Source organism: Streptomyces sp. NPDC051740 (assembly GCF_044453165.1).
GTDB classification, from domain to species: domain Bacteria; phylum Actinomycetota; class Actinomycetes; order Streptomycetales; family Streptomycetaceae; genus Streptomyces; species Streptomyces atrovirens.
This window is the reverse complement of record NZ_JBITCL010000001.1, coordinates 143,983-161,270: the sequence shown is the minus strand read 5'-3', so window position 1 is coordinate 161,270 and position 17,288 is coordinate 143,983. Positions and strand designations below refer to the sequence as shown.

The following is a 17,288-nucleotide window of genomic DNA, read 5'->3' as shown; positions in this document are numbered from 1 at the left end:
GGGCGGCACGCGCGCGTGGCCGTGCGGTGGCCGTACGCGCGCGTGCGGGGGCTCGGCCCGGTGTGCTCAGAAGAGCCCGGTGTCGGTGAAGCGCAGGACCAGCTGGGGTGCGCCGGACAGGGCGATGCCGAGGACGCCGGACAGGGCGAGGGCGGCGGAGAGCGGGGCGGGGAGCCGGTGTTCGACCGGTTCGCCCTCGGGGGCACGGAACAGCAGGGCCGTCCACTGGAGGTAGTAGACCAGCGCGATGACGACGTTGACGGCCATGACGACGGCGAGCCAGCCGAGTCCGGCGTCGACGGCCGCGGAGAACACGGTGATCTTGGCGAAGAGGCCGATGATGCCCGGCGGGAGTCCGGCGAGGCAGAGCAGGAAGAAGCCCAGGAGGAGCGCGGTGAGGGGGTTGGAGGCGTAGAGGCCGCGGTAGTCGGCGACGCGGTTGAGGCGGTGCGTGCGGCCGACGAGGGCGGCCACGGCGAACGCGCCCAGGTTCACGGCGCCGTACATGAGGGCGTAGGCGACGGTGGAGCCGATCGACTTCTCGGGGTCGCCGGAGTACGCGGCGGCGGCGATCGGCACCAGGAGGTAGCCGGCCTGACCGACGGACGACCAGGCGAGGAGGCGTACCGCGCTGTACGCGCGCGTGGCCTGCTGTCTGAGGGCACCCACGTTGCCGACGGTCATGGTGAGGGCGGCCAGCGCGGCGAGGGCGGGGCCCCAGACGTCGGCGTACGACGGAAGGGCGACGACGGTGACGAGGATCAGGCCGGAGAAACCGACCGCTTTGCCGATGACCGACAGGTAGGCGGCGATCGGCAGGGGGGCGCCCACGTAGGTGTCGGGGACCCAGAAGTGGAAGGGGACGGCGGCGGTCTTGAAGGCGAAGCCGATGAGGGTGAGGACGACGCCGGTCTGGGTGAGGGTGTGGAGCTGTCCGTCGACGTCCTGGATGCGTTCGGCGACCAGGGTGAGGTGGAGGGTTCCGGTGGCGGCGTAGACGAAGCTGATGCCCAGCAGGCTGACGGCGGTGGCGGTGACGGAGGACAGGAAGAACTTCAGGGCCGCTTCGGAGGACTTCCGGTCGCCGTGTCTGAGGCCGACCAGGGCGAAGGCGGGCAGGGAGGCGACCTCCAGGGCGACGACGAGGGTCGCGAGGTCGCGGGAGGCGGGCAGGAGGGCGGCGCCGGCCGCGGAGGAGAGGAACAGGAACCAGTACTCGCCCTCGGGGAGCCGTTTGCCCTCGTCCTTCAGGGCTGTGACGGACAGGAGGGCGGCCAGGAGGGCGCCGCCGAGGACCAGGAACTGGATGACGAGGGTGAAACGGTCCGCGGTGTAGCTGCACACGCCTTCGTCGCCGACCAGGCAGAAGGTGCTGCGGTCGGCGCCGAGGAGGGGCAGCAGCATCAGGGTGGCGGCGGCGAGTCCGGCCACCGAGAGCCGGCCCAGGAGCGGTTTCCGCCTCTCGTCGACGAACAGGTCGGCGACGAGGACGACGAGTCCGACGACCGCCGTGATGGTGGGCGGCGCGATGGCCAGCCAGTCGACGGACTGGACGAGGGAGCTCATCGGGTGCCTCCTGCGAGGAGCTGCTGCACGGCCGGGTCGGTCAGTCCGAGGAGGGCCTTGGGCCAGAGGCCGGCGACGACGGTGAGGACGACGAGCGGGGTCCAGGCCGCGAACTCGTAGGAGCGCACGTCGGTGAGTTCCGGGGCGTCCCGGGGTGCGGTGCCCATGCAGACCCTGCGGACCACGACCAGCAGGTACGCGGCCGTCAGCAGGGTGCCGAACGCGCCGATGGCCATGAAGGTGAGGAAGGCGGGGCGGCTGAGGCCTTCGGCGGGGTCGAAGGCGCCGAACAGGGCGAGCATCTCGCCCCAGAATCCGGCGAGGCCGGGCAGGCCGAGGGAGGCGACGGCGGCGAAGGCGAGCAGACCGCCGAGGCGCGGGGCCTTGCCGTAGAGGGCGGCGCCGGTCTCCTTCGCGAGGGTGTCGAGGTCGGTGCTGCCGGTGCGGTCCTTGAGGGCGCCGACCAGGAAGAACAGCAGGCCGGTGATGAGGCCGTGGGCGATGTTGGCGAACAGGGCGCCGTTGACGCCGGTCGGGGTCATGGTCGCGACGCCGAGGAGGACGAAGCCCATGTGGCCGACGGAGGAGTAGGCGATGAGGCGTTTGAGGTCGCCCTTCGCGCCCCGCTTGGCGAGGGCCAGGCAGGCGAGGGACCCGTAGATGATGCCGACGACGGCGAACGCGGCGAGGTACGGCGCGAAGGTGCGGAAACCGTCCGGCGCGGCGGGCAGCAGGATCCGTACGAACCCGTACGTGCCCATCTTCAGCAGGACACCGGCCAGCAGGACCGAGCCGACGGTCGGCGCGGCGGTGTGGGCGTCGGGCAGCCAGCTGTGCAGCGGCCACATCGGGGTCTTCACCGCGAGCCCGATCCCGATCGCCAGTACGGCGATGACCTGCACGGATGCGGTCAGGGACCGGCCGTTGTCAGTGGCGAGTGCCACCATGTCGAATGTGCCCGCCTTGATTCCGATCAGGAGCAGGCCGAGCAGCATGACCACGGAGCCGAGCAGCGTGTAGAGGATGAACTTCCAGGCGGCCTCGGCCCGGCCCTCGCCGCCCCAGCGGGCGATGAGGAAGTACATCGGGATGAGGACCGTCTCGAAGGCGAGGAAGAACAGGATCAGGTCGAGGACGGCGAAGGTCGCGAGGGTGCCGGACTCGAGGACGAGCAGCAGGGCGACGAAGGCCTTCGGGGACGGGCCCGCGGGCGGCTTGAAGTACGAGTGGAGCGCGCAGAGGAAGGTCAGCAGCGCGGTCAGGACCAGGAGGGGGAGTGAGATGCCGTCGGTGCCGAGGTGGATGCGCACGTCCAGTGCGGGGATCCAGCTGATGTCGGTCGTGGCCTGCATCTTCGACGGCTGGTCGTGGTCGAAGCCGAGCGCGAGGACGATCGCCGCGATGAGGATCGCGCCGGTGACGGTCACGCCGTGGCGGAGCACCGCCTGGTCGGGTGACTTCCCCTTCAGTCCGGGCGGGGCCGGCAGGAGAGCGGCGGCGGCGCCGAGGAGCGGGCCGACGACGAGGAACGCCAGAAGGAACTGCATCACGGACTCGTTGATATCGATCACGCCTGCTCACGCTCCCGTGGCGACGAGGACGGCGGCGACCGCGAGGACGACGGTGCCGGCGAGCAGCGCGCTCACATAGGTCTGCAGATTGCCCGTCTGGGCCCGTCGTACGGCGGCGCCGAGCCAGCGGGGCAGCGTGCCCGCGCCGCGTACGTAGGTCTCGACGACCTCGCGGTCGAGGAACCGGACGAGGCTCGCGCCGGCCCGGACCGGGCGGACGAAGAGGGTCGTGTACACGGCGTCCAGGTGGAAGCCGGCGGCCGCGTGGCGGTGCAGCGGGCCGAGCAGCAGCCGTCCGGGGTCCGACGGGTCGGGCGCGTACGCGATGTCTCCGTAGGCCGGTTCGTGGCTGGCGATGGCCTCCGCCTCGACCAGTCCGGCGTCGCCCTCGGGGTGGGCGGCGACGGCACCGAGGGGGACACGGGCGGCGGTGTGTGCGGTGGTGTGCCGCCAGGTGGCGTAGGTGATGATGCCGCCGACCAAGGCCACGCCCGTGCCGAGCACGGAGGTGGTGAGTGTCGGGGTGAGGTCGTGGCCGTCGAACCAGTCGGGCAGTACGCGGTAGGCGAACCCGCCGAACGCGAGGGACGGTACGGCGAGCACCCACAGCACCGTGGTCATCGTCAGCGGCTGCCTGCCGTGGTCGGGCGCCTCGGTTCCGTACCCGCGGAAGGCCAGCAGCCACAGCCGCATCGCGTACGCGGCGGTCAGCAGGGCCGTGACGAGGCCGGCGAGGAGGACGATCCAGCCCGCCGCGGCGGGGGCGTGTTCGGTGTGGCCGGTGACGACGTGTTCGGCGACGCCGAGGACGGCCTCCTTGGAGAAGAAGCCGCTGAACGGCGGGATCGCGGCGAGCGCGAGGAGCGCCACGGTCATCGTCCAGTAGGCGTCGGGGACCCGGTCCCGCAGGTGGCCCATGCGGGACATGGCGGCCAGTGAGTTGGTACCGGCGGCGTGGATGATCACGCCGGCCGCGAGGAACAGCAGCGCCTTGAAGGCGCCGTGGGACAGGAGGTGGAAGACGGCGGCACCGCGGTCGGCGACGGCGAGGGCGCCGGTCATGTAGCCGAGCTGACCGATCGTCGAGTAGGCGAGGACACGTTTGATGTCGTCCTGGGCGAGCGCGGCGAGCGCCGAGCCGGCCATGGTCACGGCGGCCATGACGGCGAGGACGGTCATCGCGGCCTGCGAGGCCTCGAAGAGCGGAAGGAGGCGGGCGACGAAGTAGACACCGGCGGCGACCATGGTCGCGGCGTGGATCAGCGCGGAGACGGGGGTCGGGCCCGCCATCGCGTCGGGGAGCCAGGTGTGCAGCGGGAACTGTGCCGACTTGCCGGCCACGCCCGCCAGGAGCAGCAGGGCGATCAGCGTGGGGTGTCCGATGCCTCCGCTCGCGACGGCGCCGAGGATGCGGGTGATGCGGAAGGACCCGGCTTCGGTGGCGAGGGCGAACAGGCCGATGAGGAAGGGGACGTCGCCGAGCTTGGTGACCAGGAAGGCCTTGAGGGAGGCGGCGCGCGCCTCGGGGGTCTCCCAGTAGTGGCCGACGAGGAAGTAGGAGCAGATGCCCATGACTTCCCAGCCGACCAGCAGCACCATCAGGTCGCCGGAGTAGACGACCAGGAGCATCGCGGAGGTGAACAGGGAGACGAGGGCGGCGTAGGAGGGGTAGCGCGGGTCGTCGCGCAGGTAGCCCGTCGAGTAGATCTGCACGCAGCCGGCGACGACGGTGACCAGGACGGCGGTCAGTGCGGCGAAGCCGTCGATGTGCAGGGCGAGTTCGATCGGGACCGAGCCGGTGGGGGTGAGTTCGGTCGCGGCGTCGACGGTCTGGTCCCCGCCCTGGCGCCAGGCGACCGTGGCGGCCAGTGCGAGGGAGGCGAGCGTCGGCAGGACGGCGAGCGGGCGGACGAAGCCGGGGGCCGTGCGGCCCAGGAGCAGCCCGGCGAGCGCGCCGAGGAACGGGAGGAGGGGGACGAGGACGGCGAGGGTGGTCGTGGTCACGCGGTGGCCTCGGCCTTCTCGCCGGCCGTCCGGGACCCGGGGACTGCGCGGCCGGTGGTGTCGTTGTCGGGGCCGTCGGGCTCGTGGCCCTCGGCGGTGTCACGGAGTTTGTCGATGTCCGAGGTGCCGCGGCTGCGGTACACGGCGAGGACGATCGCCAGACCGATGCCGATCTCGGCGGCGGCGATGGCGATGGTGAACAGGGTGAGGGCCTGACCGGAGTGCAGGGTCTCCTCGGCGGTCCGGCTGAGCCAGACGTCGAAGGCGACCAGGTTCAGGTTGACGGCGTTGAGCATCAGCTCGACCGACATCAGGACCAGGATCGCGTTGCGGCGGGCGAGGACGCCGTACAGGCCGGTGCAGAAGAGGAGGGCGGACAGAACGGCGGGATAGGCGAGGTGCATCAGCGGGCCCCTTCCGTGTCGCGCCGGGTGTCCGTCGCGTCGGACGCGGCGTCGGCCTTCGCCTTGCGGGACAGGACGATCGCGCCGACGAGGGCGGCGAGGAGGAGGACGGAGAGGGCCTCGAAGGGGAGGACCCAGTGCTGGAAGAGACTCGCGCCGGTGACGTCCGTGGAGCCGGCGGGGGCGCCGTCCAGGTCGATCCAGGTGGTGCGGAAGGCGTCGACGACGACCCACACCAGGGCGGCCGCGGCGGCGACGGCCACGGCGAGGGCGACCCAGCGGTTGCCGGAGTCGGCGTCCGGTGAGCGGCCGATGGGGGCCCTGGTGAGCATCAGCCCGAACAGGAGGAGGACGACGACGGAACCGACGTAGATGAGGACCTGCACCCAGGCGATGAACTCGGCGGTGAGCAGGAGGTACTCGACGGCGAGACCACCGAGGGCCACCACCAGCCACAGGGCGGCGTGCACCAGCTGCCGGGTGGTGACGGTGACGACGGCGGCCCCGAAGGTGACCAGGCCGACGAGGAGGAAGGCGATCTCCACGCCGGTCGGGGAGAGGAAGCCGTGCGTCCCGGCGGCGGTGGTGGTCGTGGCGTGCGCGGCCGTTCCCGCCGCTGCGGCGAGGATCACGACTCCTCCTCCTGCGGTTCGGCCTGGGCGGCGGCGAGCTTGTCGGCGGTCTTGCGGGCGGCGGCGAGTTCCTTCGGCTCCTCGGCGCCGGGGTCGAGCGCGGGCGGGGCCGGGACGGTCCACATCCACTCGCGGAGCTTGTCGCGCTCGTGGGTGAGGTCGCGGATGTCGGTCTCGGCGTACTCGAACTCCGGGGACCAGAACAGGGCGTCGAAGGGACAGACCTCGATGCAGATACCGCAGTACATGCACAGGGAGAAGTCGATGGCGAAGCGGTCGAGGACGTTGCGGCTGCGTTCGCGTCCGCCGGGGGCCGCCGCCGGGACCGTCTCCTTGTGGGAGTCGATGTAGATGCACCAGTCCGGGCACTCGCGGGCGCACAGCATGCAGACCGTGCAGTTCTCCTCGAACAGGCCGATCACACCGCGGGTGCGGGGCGGGAGGTCGGGCTGGGTGTCGGGGTACTGATCGGTGACGGACTTCTTCGTCATCGTCCGCAGGGTGACGGCCAGGCCCTTGGCCAGGCCGGAGCCGGGGATGGGAGCCATGGTTACCGGATCACCACCTTCACGATGCCGGTGAGGGCGATCTGGGCGAGGGAAAGGGGGACGAGGAGGGTCCAGGAGAGTTTCTGGAGCTGGTCCTCGCGCAGGCGGGGGTAGGTGACGCGGAGCCAGATGACGACGAAGGCGAGGACCGCGGACTTCAGCAGGGTCCAGACCCAGCCGAGCCCGTCGGCACCCCAGGGGCCGTGCCAGCCGCCCAGGAACAGGACGGTGGTCAGGCCGCACAGGACGACGATCCCGGCGTACTCGGCGAGGAGGAACAGGGCGAAGCGCAGGCCGGTGTACTCGGTGTACGCGCCGAAGATGATCTCCGAGTCGGCGACCGGCATGTCGAAGGGCGGGCGCTGGAGTTCGGCGAGGCCGGCGACGAAGAAGACGAGCGCGCCGGTGATCTGCCAGGGCACCCACCACCACTCGAACGCGTCGAGGATGCCGACGAGGGAGACCGTGCCGGCCGCCATCGCCACCGAGGCGGCGGTGAGCAGCATCGGGAGTTCGTAGGCGAGGAGCTGGGCGGCGGTACGCAGGCCGCCGAGGAGGGAGAACTTGTTGGCGGAGGCCCAGCCGGCCATGAGCGAGCCGAGGACGCCGACGCCCATGACGGCGAGGACGAAGAACACGCCCGCGTCGATCACCTGGCCGACCGCGCCCTCGCCCGGGCCGATCGGGATGGCGAGCAGGACGAGGAGGTAGGGCAGGAGGGCGACGGCTGGGGCGAGCTGGAAGATGCGCCGGTCCGCGCCGGCCGGGACCACGTCCTCCTTCTGCGCGAACTTCACGCCGTCGGCGATGAGCTGGGCCCAGCCGTGGAAGCCACCGGCGTACATGGGGCCGAGGCGGCCCTGCATGTGGGCCATCACCTTGTGCTCGGTCTGACCCACGATCAGGGGGAAGGTGAGGAAGACGACGAACACGACCAGGAGTCGCAGGGCGACGTCGAGCACGTCGTTCACCGCGGGCCTCCTGAGTGGTCTTCGGGGGTGGGGATCTCGGGGCCGTTTCCGGTCTCCGAGCCGGTCTCGGGGACCGCGTCGGCCTCGGCGTCGGCGTCGGCCTCGGCCTCGGCGTCGGGGGCAGGTTCTCGGACCGGACCAGGCTCCGGCTCGGCGGTGCCTTCGGGCTCCGAGCCGACCTCGGGAACCGCCCCGGTCTCATGGGCCGGTCCGCGATCCGACTTGGGCTCGCCTTCGAGTTTCGAGCCGGCCTCGGGGGCCGGCCTGGAGCCGGCCTCGGCGTCGGCGTCGGGCTCCGATCCGGTATCCGGAGCCGCGTCCTCCCGGGCCTCGCGGCCCGGACCGGCCTCGGGCTTCGCCTCCGCTTCCGCCTCCGTCCCGGGTTGGGCGAAGGCGGGGCGGGCGTGGTGCCAGGGGGCGTCCGGGCTGCGGGGAGCGGCGGGGGGCTTCTGGTCCCGGCGGTCCTCGGTGGGCACGGGGGCGGATTCGTCACCCGCTGCCGCGGGTTCGTCGGACGACTCCGGAGCCCCCGACGCGGCGCGCAGGCTCGCGGGCCCCTCGGACGCGGTACGCGCCCGGCGGGGTCCGCCGGCCGCGGGGGCACCGGAACGCTGCGACGCCGACCCCTCACTCGCGCTCCGCGCACGTCGTGCGGGGGCAGCGCTCGTCTCGGACGGAGCAGCCGACTCGGGACGCACCTCCGCTGACTGGCTCGCGGAGCCCTCCACAGCCGTACGGGTACGGCGCGGCTGGGCGGAAGACCCGGCGGCCGCCTGGCTCGCGGAACCTTCCGCCGCTGTGCGGGTGCGGCGGGGTGGGGTCGCGGGCTGGGCGGACGCCTCCGGAGCGGCCGACTGACTCGCGGAACCCTCCCCAGCCGTACGGGTACGGCGGGGGCGGTCTCCTGTCGCTCGTGTCGCGCCTGCCGCTGTTCTGCCCGTGCCCCGGGCCGGGCGGGCCGGGGCCGGGGGGAGCTGGCCCTTGAGGGGGCCCCATTCGTTGGGATCGGGGACGCCGGGGGGAAGCATCTGGCGGCGCTTGGGGCCGCCGTGCTCGGACTCCCCGGGTTCCTTGGCGCCGGGCCAGGCCTTGGCGACCCTGGCCGCGAGGACGAAGTCCTTGCGCAGGGGGTGGCCCTCGAAACCGTCCGGCAGGAGCAGGTGGTCCAGGCCCGGGTGGCCCGTGAAGTCGACGCCGAACATCTCGTGCGTCTCGCGTTCGTGCCACGCGGCACCCGCGTAGACGTCCACGGCGGAGGGCAGCGTGGGGGCCTCGTGCGGCACCGTGGTGCGCAGCAGCAGGCGCCGTACCGGGGCCAGGGCGGCGACGTGCGCGGCGACGCGGAACCCGGTGCCGGGTTCGTCGACCGCGCTCAGCCAGTCGAAGAAGGTGCAGCCGACCCGGTCGCGCGCGGCCTCCAGCGCGGTGATCCAGGAGGCGGGCGGTACGTCGACGGTCAGGACGCCGTACGACTCCTCCGCCGTGGCCTCCGTACCGAACAGTTCCTCGACGCCGGCGGGGAGCCAGCCGACCGCGGTCATCGGCCCTCCCCCTCGTCGGACGGCGCCGGCGGCCGGACCAGCCCGCTCTGCAGCGCCGCCGCCGACGGCCGCCCCCCGCCGGAGGCGGACCCGTACCGCTCCCCCAGCGACTCCCGTGCGATCTTCTCCTGGAGTTTCAGGATCCCCTGGAGCAGCGCCTCGGGCCGGGGCGGGCAGCCGGGGACGTAGACGTCGACCGGGATGATCTGGTCCACGCCCTTGGTGACGGAGTAGGAGTCCCAGTACGGGCCGCCGCAGTTGCTGCACGCGCCGAAGGAGATGACGTACTTGGGCTCGGGCATCTGCTCGTACAGGCGCTTCACCGCGGGCGCCATCTTGTCCGTGACCGTGCCGGAGACGACCATCAGGTCGGCCTGGCGCGGCCCCGGCGCGAAGGGGATGACGCCGAGGCGGATGAAGTCGTGGCGGGCCATCGACGCGGCGATGAACTCAATCGCGCAGCAGGCGAGGCCGAAGTTGAAGACCCACAGCGAGTAGCGGCGGCCCCAGTTGAGGACCACCTTCATCGGCTCGGGTGCCAGCCGGGCGAGCGCGCCGAGCCGCTTCGGTTCCGGGAGCAGGACGGGCTCGGGGGCGGCAGGGTTCACGTCCATGTCAGGACGCCCTTCTTGTATGCGTACAGCAGACCCACGGCGAGGAAGCCGAGGAAGATGAACATCTCCACGAGGGTGGTCGCGCCGTAGCCGTCGGCGGCGAAGACGGTCGCCCAGGGGAAGAGGAAGATCGAGTCGACGGCGAAGATCACGTAGAGGAAGGCGTAGACGTAGTAGCGGACCTGGGTGTGGGCCCAGCCCTCGCCGACGGGGTCGACCCCGCACTCGTACGTCAGGAGTTTCTCGGGCGTGGGGACCACCGGCCGCAGCAGGCGTCCCGCCCCGAAGGCGACGGCGACGAACAGCAGGCCGACGACGGCGAGCAGTCCGACGACCGAGTAGGACTGGAAGTAGTCCGCCGCGACGACGGTCGTTTCCCGCACGTCCGCCCCTCACTCCCTTGATCGGCGCCCTGGCCCATGCCTGTGCCGTGCCCTTGATCCGTGCCGGTGAACGTCACGGTTCGACGATCCGTACGCACGGGAGTCTAGGCCCTGATAAATGCACCGTAAGCAGCCCGTCACCGCTCGGCATGCGGGGGTGGGGTTTTCCTCAGTGCGTCCTGGCGGTCCACCTCATGGCGCCGGCCCCCGGCTCCGGGCACGCTTGTGCCCATGACCGAACCATTCCCGAATCCGGGCACGTCCGTGACGGCACTTCCGGAGCCGGCCGAGCGCGGCGACCGCCCGCCACCGGCCCGTTTCGCGTACGACGCGCACACCTGGAAGGAGATCGCCCACCTCCTGGCGAACCTGCCGGTGTCACTGGCCGGCTTCGTCTACACGGTGACCATGCTGTTCACCGGCGTCGGGCTGACCGTCACGGTGATCGGGTTCCCGCTGCTCGCGCTCGGGCTGATGGGTTCCCGGCTGCTGGGCAGGATGGAGCGGGTGCGGGCCAGGAAGCTGCTCGGGGTGCGGGTGGAGGAGCCGAGCCGGTTGCCGATGCGCGGTTCCGGCGGGTTCTGGCCGCAGTTGTGGATGGCGGTCAAGGACCCGGTGGGCTGGCGCACCGTCCTGTACGAGCTCATACGGCTGCCGTGGGGCGTCCTCACCTTCGCCGTCACGCTGGCCGGTCTGTTCGTGCTGTGGCCGGTGCTGCCGTTCGTCGTGCGGGGCCTGGCCAACGCCGACCGGGCGATGGTGCGCGGTCTGCTGTCGCCCTCCGACGAACTGGAGCGGCGCATCGCCGAGCTGGAGTCGGACCGCGGGGTCGTGGTGGACACGGCGGCGGCGGACCTGCGGCGCATCGAGCGCGATCTGCACGACGGGGCACAGGCCCGGCTGGTCAATCTGGCGATGGGCCTGGGCCTGGCCAAGGAGAAGCTGCTGGAGGATCCCGACGCCGCGGCGTCGATGGTCGACGAGGCGCACGGCGAGGTGAAGCTGGCGTTGCAGGAGCTGAGGGATCTCGCCCGGGGCATCCATCCGGCGGTGCTGACCGACCGGGGTCTGGACGCGGCGCTGTCCTCGGTCGCCTCGCGCTGCACGGTGCCGGTGCAGGTGACGGTCGACCTGGACGAGCGGCCGGCCGCCGCCATCGAGGGCATCGCCTACTTCACCGTCTCGGAGCTGCTGCAGAACATCAGCAAGCACAGCCGGGCCCGGTCGGCCGCGGTGGAGGTGTGGCGGTCGGAGGGCCGACTGCTCATACAGGTGTGGGACGACGGGCGCGGGGGCGCGAGCCTGGACGGCGGGACGGGTATGCGGGGTCTCGCCGACCGGCTGGGCGCGGTGGACGGTCTGTTCGTCGTGGAGTCGCCGGAGGGCGGTCCGACGACGGTGACGGCCGAGCTGCCGTGGCGGGACCGTTCCGGTGCCCTGGCCGAGGGCCCGGGCAGGGCCAAGAGGGTGCCCAAGGAGGCGTCCGTCCGCGGCCGGGGGTAGGGAAAACCCCCCGCCCAAGACTGCGACGGACTCCATGGTCCGCCGACCTGCGGCGGAGCAGTCTGGAGGTACGACAGCACAGCCGCCGGACGAGGAGAAGGACGACGCCGATGAGCACGGAGTACGGACAGGGCTACGGGCTCTCCACGGAGTCCGGGTATCCCGGGCACGCCGGGGGACGGCGGCACCGGCTGCCGGCCGCGCTGCGGGCGCCGGTCGGGGGACGCACCTGGCGCGAGCTGGGGTATGTGCTGCTGAGCCTGCCGATCAGCGTTCTGCTGTTCACCTACGCGATCACGATGGTGTCGCTGGGGGCGGGCCTGCTGGTGACGTTCCTCGGCGTCCCGGTGCTGGCGGCTGCGCTCGCCGGCTGCCGCGGGTTCGGGGCGGTGGAGCGGGCGCGGGCGCGGGGGCTGCTGGGTCTGAAGGTGGCCGAGCCGGAGCCGCTGCGGATGAGGCGGCAGGGGTTCATGGCGTGGATCGGGGCCGTGCTCAAGAGCGGCGCCTCCTGGCGGGCCCTGCTGTACGCGGTGCTGCAGCTGCCGTGGGCGGTGCTCTCCTTCGTCGTCACCGTGACCGTCTGGTCGGTGGGCTGGTCGCTGCTGACGTATCCGCTGTGGTTCTGGGTCTTCCCGATGTACGGCGGGCAGGACGGCATACAGCTGTACGGCGACGAGCACCACCGGGTCTACCTGGACAACCCGTTCGAGGTCACGGTGACCGCGGGAGTGGGCCTGCTGTTCACCCTCGCCACGCCGTGGATCGTGCGGGCGCTGACGATGGTGGACCGGGTGATGGTGCACGGGCTGCTCGGGCCGTCGCGGCTGGCCACGCGGGTGGTGGAGCTGGAGTCGGACCGCGGGGTCGTGGTGGACACGGCGGCGGCGGACCTGCGGCGCATCGAGCGCGATCTGCACGACGGGGCACAGGCCCGGCTGGTGGCTCTGGCCATGGATCTGGGGCTGGCGAAGGAGAAGCTGCGGGAGGACCCGCGGGTCGCGGCGCGGATGGTGGACGAGGCGCACGGTGAGGTGAAGACGGCGCTGCAGGAGTTGCGGGACCTGGCCCGGGGCATCCATCCGGCGGTGCTGACCGACCGGGGGCTGGACGCGGCGCTGTCCTCGGTCGCCTCGCGCTGCACGGTGCCGGTGCAGGTGGAGGTGGACCTGACGGAGCGGCCCGCGCCGGCCATCGAGGGCATCGCCTACTTCACGGTCTCGGAGCTGCTGCAGAACATCAGCAAGCACTCGCGGGCGACCTGGGCGGCCGTGGAGGTGTGGCGGACGGAGAACCGGCTGATGCTCCAGGTCGTGGACAACGGCGTGGGCGGCGCCGATGTGTCCGAGGGTTCCGGACTGGCCGGGCTGGCGGAGCGGCTGGACGCGGTGGACGGGGTCCTGGTGGTGGACTCCCCGGCGGGCGGCCCGACGCGGGTGACCGCCGAACTGCCGTGGCGGGCGGAGCGGACACGATGAGAACGGGCTGAGACCGGGAGAACAGGCTGAGACCGGCAGGCCGACGGACCGACGGACCGGCGGACCGGCGGACCGGCTCCACAGAAGAAACCGGCGGAACCGGCGGGTGGGTGCGAGCCACGGGTTCGCACCCACCCGCCTCGATGGCCCCCCGATCGCGTCGCCCTGCCCCATCCCCCACCGGATGCTGGAATGCTGGACCTGACGACCGGGCCCGCCACGAGGGTGGGCGCGGGTCAGGGGCATTCGAGGGCATGGGGGCCGAGGAACGTGGAGGACAGGGTGCGGGTGGTCATCGCCGAGGATTCGGTGCTGCTGCGGGAGGGCCTGACCCGGTTGCTGACCGACCGTGGGCACGAGGTCGTGGCCGGTGTCGGTGACGGTGACACGTTGATCAAGACCATCACCGAGCTGGACGAGGAGAACCAGCTCCCGGACGTCGTGGTGGCCGACGTGCGGATGCCGCCGACGCACACGGACGAGGGGGTGCGGGCCGCGGTGCAGCTGCGCAAGACGCATCCGGGCGTCGGTGTGCTGGTGCTGTCGCAGTACGTGGAGGAGCGCTACGCCACGGAGCTGCTCGCCGGTTCCAGCCGTGGCGTCGGTTATCTGCTCAAGGACCGGGTGGCCGAGGTCCGTGAGTTCGTGGACGCGGTGGTGCGCGTCGCCCGGGGCGGTACGGCTCTGGATCCCGAGGTGGTCGCGCAGCTGCTGGGGCGCAGCCGCAAGCAGGACGTGCTCGCGGGGCTCACCCCACGGGAGCGGGAGGTCCTGGGGCTGATGGCGGAGGGCAGGACGAACTCGGCGATCGCCAGGCAGCTGGTGGTCAGCGACGGTGCCGTGGAGAAGCACGTCAGCAACATCTTCCTGAAGCTGGGGCTGTCCCCGAGTGACGGCGATCACCGGCGGGTGCTGGCCGTTCTCACCTACCTCAACTCCTGAGCGGGGACGTCTCGAAGTCGTGTCCAACATGCGAATGACCCAGGGAAGGCGACCCTTACGGACGTAGGGTTTATGCGGGGATGGCCTGTGGGAAGGCCGTCCCGGACAGCCGCCCTCGAGGAGGTCCAGTTCAGTGACCAGCCAGGTCAGCAGCACAGCGGAGCAGGCCGACGGAACAGTCGTAGGGGAGCAGCGCGCAGCGGCGGGTGCGAAGGACGTCCGCCGGCTCGACCGGGTGATCATCAGGTTCGCGGGGGACTCGGGTGACGGTATGCAGCTCACCGGTGACCGTTTCACCTCGGAGACCGCGTCCTTCGGCAACGACCTCTCCACGCTGCCGAACTTCCCGGCCGAGATCCGCGCGCCCGCCGGCACCCTGCCCGGTGTCTCGTCCTTCCAGCTCCACTTCGCCGACCACGACATCCTCACCCCCGGCGACGCGCCGAACGTGCTGGTGGCGATGAACCCGGCCGCGCTGAAGGCCAACATCGGGGACCTGCCGCGCGGCGCGGAGATCATCGTCAACACGGACGAGTTCACCAAGCGGGCGATGCAGAAGGTCGGCTACGACAGCAGCCCGCTGGAGGACGGCTCGCTGGACGGCTACAGCCTGCACCCGGTGCCGCTGACCACGCTGACCGTGGAGGCGCTCAAGGAGTTCGACCTCACCCGCAAGGAGGCCGAGCGCAGCAAGAACATGTTCGCCCTCGGGCTGTTGAGCTGGATGTACCACCGGCCCACCGAGGGCACGGAGAAGTTCCTGCGGTCGAAGTTCGCCAGGAAGCCCGACATCGCCGCCGCCAACATCGCGGCCTACCGGGCGGGGTGGAACTTCGGCGAGACGACGGAGGACTTCGCGGTCTCCTACGAGGTGGCCCCGGCGGCGAAGGCGTTCCCGCCCGGTGTCTACCGCAACATCTCCGGGAACCTGGCCCTGTCCTACGGACTGATCGCCGCGTCCCGCCAGGCGGACCTGCCGCTCTACCTGGGCTCCTACCCGATCACCCCGGCCTCGGACATCCTGCACGAGCTGAGCCGGCACAAGAACTTCGGTGTGCGGACCTTCCAGGCGGAGGACGAGATCGCCGGCATCGGCGCGGCGCTGGGGGCGGCCTTCGGCGGCTCCCTCGCGGTGACCACCACCTCCGGTCCGGGGGTGGCGCTGAAGTCCGAGACCATCGGCCTGGCGGTCTCCCTGGAGCTGCCGCTGCTGATCGTGGACATCCAGCGCGGCGGTCCGTCCACCGGCCTGCCGACCAAGACCGAGCAGGCGGACCTGCTCCAGGCCATGTACGGCCGCAACGGCGAGGCACCGGTCCCGGTGGTCGCGCCCCGCACCCCGGCCGACTGCTTCGACGCCGCCCTGGAGGCGGCCCGTATCGCCCTGACCTACCGCACTCCGGTGTTCCTCCTCTCCGACGGCTACCTCGCCAACGGCAGCGAGCCCTGGCGCGTCCCGGACCTTCAGGAGCTGCCGGACCTGGCCGTGCAGTTCGCGCAGGGGCCCAACCACGCGCTGGACGACGGCACCGAGGTGTTCTGGCCCTACAAGCGGGACGCGCAGACCCTGGCCCGCCCCTGGGCCATCCCCGGCACGCCGGGTCTTGAGCACCGCATCGGCGGCATCGAGAAGCAGGACGGCACGGGCAACATCTCCTACGACCCGGCCAACCACGACTTCATGGTCCGCACCCGGCAGGCGAAGATCGACGGCATCGACGTCCCCGACATCGAGGTCGACGACCCGGACGGGGCGAAGACCCTGGTCCTGGGCTGGGGGTCGACGTACGGGCCGATCACGGCCGCCGTGCGCCGCATCCGCAAGGAGGGCGGCCGGATCGCGCAGGCGCATCTGCGCCACCTCAACCCGTTCCCGCACAACCTCGGTGACGTGCTCGCCCGTTACGAGCGTGTCGTGATCCCCGAGATGAACCTGGGGCAGCTCGCCACCCTCGTCCGGGCGAAGTACCTGGTCGACGCCGAATCGTACAACCAGGTCAACGGCATGCCGTTCAAGGCGGAGCAGCTCGCCACGGCGCTGAAGGAGGCCATCGATGACTGACCCCAACGCCCTTCTCCAGCTCGTGCCCAAGGCCGAGGGCCGGCAGTCCATGAAGGACTTCAAGTCCGACCAGGAAGTGCGCTGGTGCCCCGGCTGCGGCGACTACGCCGTCCTCGCCGCCGTGCAGGGCTTCATGCCCCAGCTCGGTCTGGCGAAGGAGAACATCGTCTTCGTCTCCGGCATCGGCTGCTCCTCCCGCTTCCCGTACTACATGAACACCTACGGGATGCACTCCATCCACGGCCGCGCCCCCGCCATCGCCACCGGCCTGGCCACCTCGCGGCGCGACCTGTCCGTCTGGGTCGTCACCGGCGACGGCGACGCCCTCTCCATCGGCGGCAACCACCTCATCCACGCCCTGCGCCGCAACGTCAACCTCAAGATCCTGCTGTTCAACAACCGGATCTACGGTCTGACCAAGGGCCAGTACTCCCCCACCTCCGAGGTCGGCAAGATCACCAAGTCGACGCCGATGGGCTCGCTGGACGCGCCCTTCAACCCGGTGTCGCTGGCGATCGGCGCGGAGGCGTCCTTCGTGGCCCGCACCGTCGACTCCGACCGCAAGCACCTCACCGAGGTGCTGCGCCAGGCCGCCGACCACCCCGGCACGGCGCTGGTGGAGATCTACCAGAACTGCAACATCTTCAACGACGGCGCCTTCGAGGTCCTCAAGGACCGGCAGCAGGCCGAGGAGGCCGTGATCCGCCTGGAGCACGGGCAGCCGGTCCGCTTCGGCGCCGACAACTCGAAGGGCGTCGTACGCGACCGGACCACCGGTGACCTGAAGGTCGTCACCGTGACGGCGGACAACCAGGCCGACATCCTCGTCCACGACGCCCACGCCGCCTCCCCGACCACCGCGTTCGCGCTGTCCCGGCTCGCCGACCCCGACACCCTGCACAACACCCCGATCGGCGTCTTCCGCTCCGTCGACCGGCCCGTCTACGACACCCTCATGGCCGACCAGCTCGACACCGCCGTCGAACAGCACGGCAAGGGCGACCTCGCCACCCTGCTCACCGGCGGCGACACCTGGACCGTCGTGGGCTGACCCCCGCCAAGAGCCGGGACG

Annotated in this window: 15 protein-coding genes; 5 read left to right on the top strand and 10 right to left on the bottom strand. The window is 71.5% G+C overall.

What is annotated here, in order from left to right; genetic code table 11:
• Window positions 1–66 precede the first annotated feature (66 nt).
• From ACIA6T_RS00755 to ACIA6T_RS00710, 10 genes are read right to left on the bottom strand one after another with little or no spacing between them, the layout of a single operon-like run.
• On the bottom strand, window positions 67–1,566 hold the full coding sequence (locus tag ACIA6T_RS00755; RefSeq protein ID WP_399444425.1) for an NADH-quinone oxidoreductase subunit N: 1,500 nt from the start codon (window positions 1,564–1,566) through the stop codon (window positions 67–69).
• Window positions 1,563–3,137, bottom strand: a complete 1,575-nt coding sequence (locus tag ACIA6T_RS00750) for a NuoM family protein (protein WP_399444424.1) — start codon at window positions 3,135–3,137, stop codon at window positions 1,563–1,565. Before ACIA6T_RS00750 ends, ACIA6T_RS00755 begins: the two co-directional genes overlap by 4 nt.
• Before the next feature lie 6 nt (window positions 3,138–3,143).
• Complete coding sequence (locus ACIA6T_RS00745) at window positions 3,144–5,141, bottom strand: NADH-quinone oxidoreductase subunit L (RefSeq protein ID WP_399444423.1); 1,998 nt, start codon at window positions 5,139–5,141, stop codon at window positions 3,144–3,146.
• Window positions 5,138–5,545: an NADH-quinone oxidoreductase subunit NuoK gene (nuoK, locus tag ACIA6T_RS00740; protein WP_399444422.1), complete on the bottom strand. Its 408-nt coding sequence runs from the start codon at window positions 5,543–5,545 to the stop codon at window positions 5,138–5,140. Before nuoK ends, ACIA6T_RS00745 begins: the two co-directional genes overlap by 4 nt.
• The gene (locus tag ACIA6T_RS00735; RefSeq protein WP_385058383.1) at window positions 5,545–6,177 is read right to left on the bottom strand and encodes an NADH-quinone oxidoreductase subunit J; all 633 of its coding nucleotides are present in this window, start codon (window positions 6,175–6,177) and stop codon (window positions 5,545–5,547) included. The genes nuoK and ACIA6T_RS00735 overlap by 1 nt, the downstream gene beginning before the upstream one ends.
• Entirely contained in the window at window positions 6,174–6,725 is a 552-nt protein-coding gene (locus tag ACIA6T_RS00730; protein WP_359980047.1) for an NADH-quinone oxidoreductase subunit I, read from the bottom strand. Before ACIA6T_RS00730 ends, ACIA6T_RS00735 begins: the two co-directional genes overlap by 4 nt.
• A gap of 2 nt (window positions 6,726–6,727) precedes the next feature.
• A complete protein-coding gene (locus tag ACIA6T_RS00725; RefSeq protein ID WP_399444421.1) occupies window positions 6,728–7,696 on the bottom strand; it encodes an NADH-quinone oxidoreductase subunit H in 969 nt (322 codons plus the stop codon).
• Window positions 7,693–9,237 (bottom strand): NADH-quinone oxidoreductase subunit C, encoded by a 1,545-nt coding sequence (locus ACIA6T_RS00720; protein ID WP_399444420.1) that lies wholly within the window; start codon window positions 9,235–9,237, stop codon window positions 7,693–7,695. Before ACIA6T_RS00720 ends, ACIA6T_RS00725 begins: the two co-directional genes overlap by 4 nt.
• Window positions 9,234–9,851: an NADH-quinone oxidoreductase subunit B gene (locus ACIA6T_RS00715; protein WP_399444419.1), complete on the bottom strand. Its 618-nt coding sequence runs from the start codon at window positions 9,849–9,851 to the stop codon at window positions 9,234–9,236. The genes ACIA6T_RS00720 and ACIA6T_RS00715 overlap by 4 nt, the downstream gene beginning before the upstream one ends.
• Window positions 9,842–10,234: an NADH-quinone oxidoreductase subunit A gene (locus ACIA6T_RS00710; protein WP_030860845.1), complete on the bottom strand. Its 393-nt coding sequence runs from the start codon at window positions 10,232–10,234 to the stop codon at window positions 9,842–9,844. The genes ACIA6T_RS00715 and ACIA6T_RS00710 overlap by 10 nt, the downstream gene beginning before the upstream one ends.
• A 231-nt stretch (window positions 10,235–10,465) precedes the next feature.
• Here ACIA6T_RS00710 and ACIA6T_RS00705 point away from each other — a divergent pair, with 231 nt between their 5' ends.
• From ACIA6T_RS00705 to ACIA6T_RS00685, 5 genes are all read left to right on the top strand, one after another.
• Window positions 10,466–11,737, top strand: a complete 1,272-nt coding sequence (locus ACIA6T_RS00705; RefSeq protein ID WP_399444417.1) for a sensor histidine kinase — start codon at window positions 10,466–10,468, stop codon at window positions 11,735–11,737.
• A gap of 110 nt (window positions 11,738–11,847) precedes the next feature.
• Complete coding sequence (locus ACIA6T_RS00700; RefSeq protein WP_399444416.1) at window positions 11,848–13,212, top strand: sensor histidine kinase; 1,365 nt, start codon at window positions 11,848–11,850, stop codon at window positions 13,210–13,212.
• A 270-nt stretch (window positions 13,213–13,482) separates the two neighbouring features.
• Entirely contained in the window at window positions 13,483–14,154 is a 672-nt protein-coding gene (locus ACIA6T_RS00695; RefSeq protein WP_399444415.1) for a LuxR C-terminal-related transcriptional regulator, read from the top strand.
• Between the two features lie 133 nt (window positions 14,155–14,287).
• Window positions 14,288–16,216, top strand: coding sequence for a 2-oxoacid:acceptor oxidoreductase subunit alpha (locus ACIA6T_RS00690; RefSeq protein WP_399444414.1), 1,929 nt, complete (start codon window positions 14,288–14,290; stop codon window positions 16,214–16,216).
• A complete protein-coding gene (locus tag ACIA6T_RS00685; RefSeq protein ID WP_399444413.1) occupies window positions 16,209–17,267 on the top strand; it encodes a 2-oxoacid:ferredoxin oxidoreductase subunit beta in 1,059 nt (352 codons plus the stop codon). The genes ACIA6T_RS00690 and ACIA6T_RS00685 overlap by 8 nt, the downstream gene beginning before the upstream one ends.
• The last annotated feature ends 21 nt before the right edge of the window (window positions 17,268–17,288 follow it).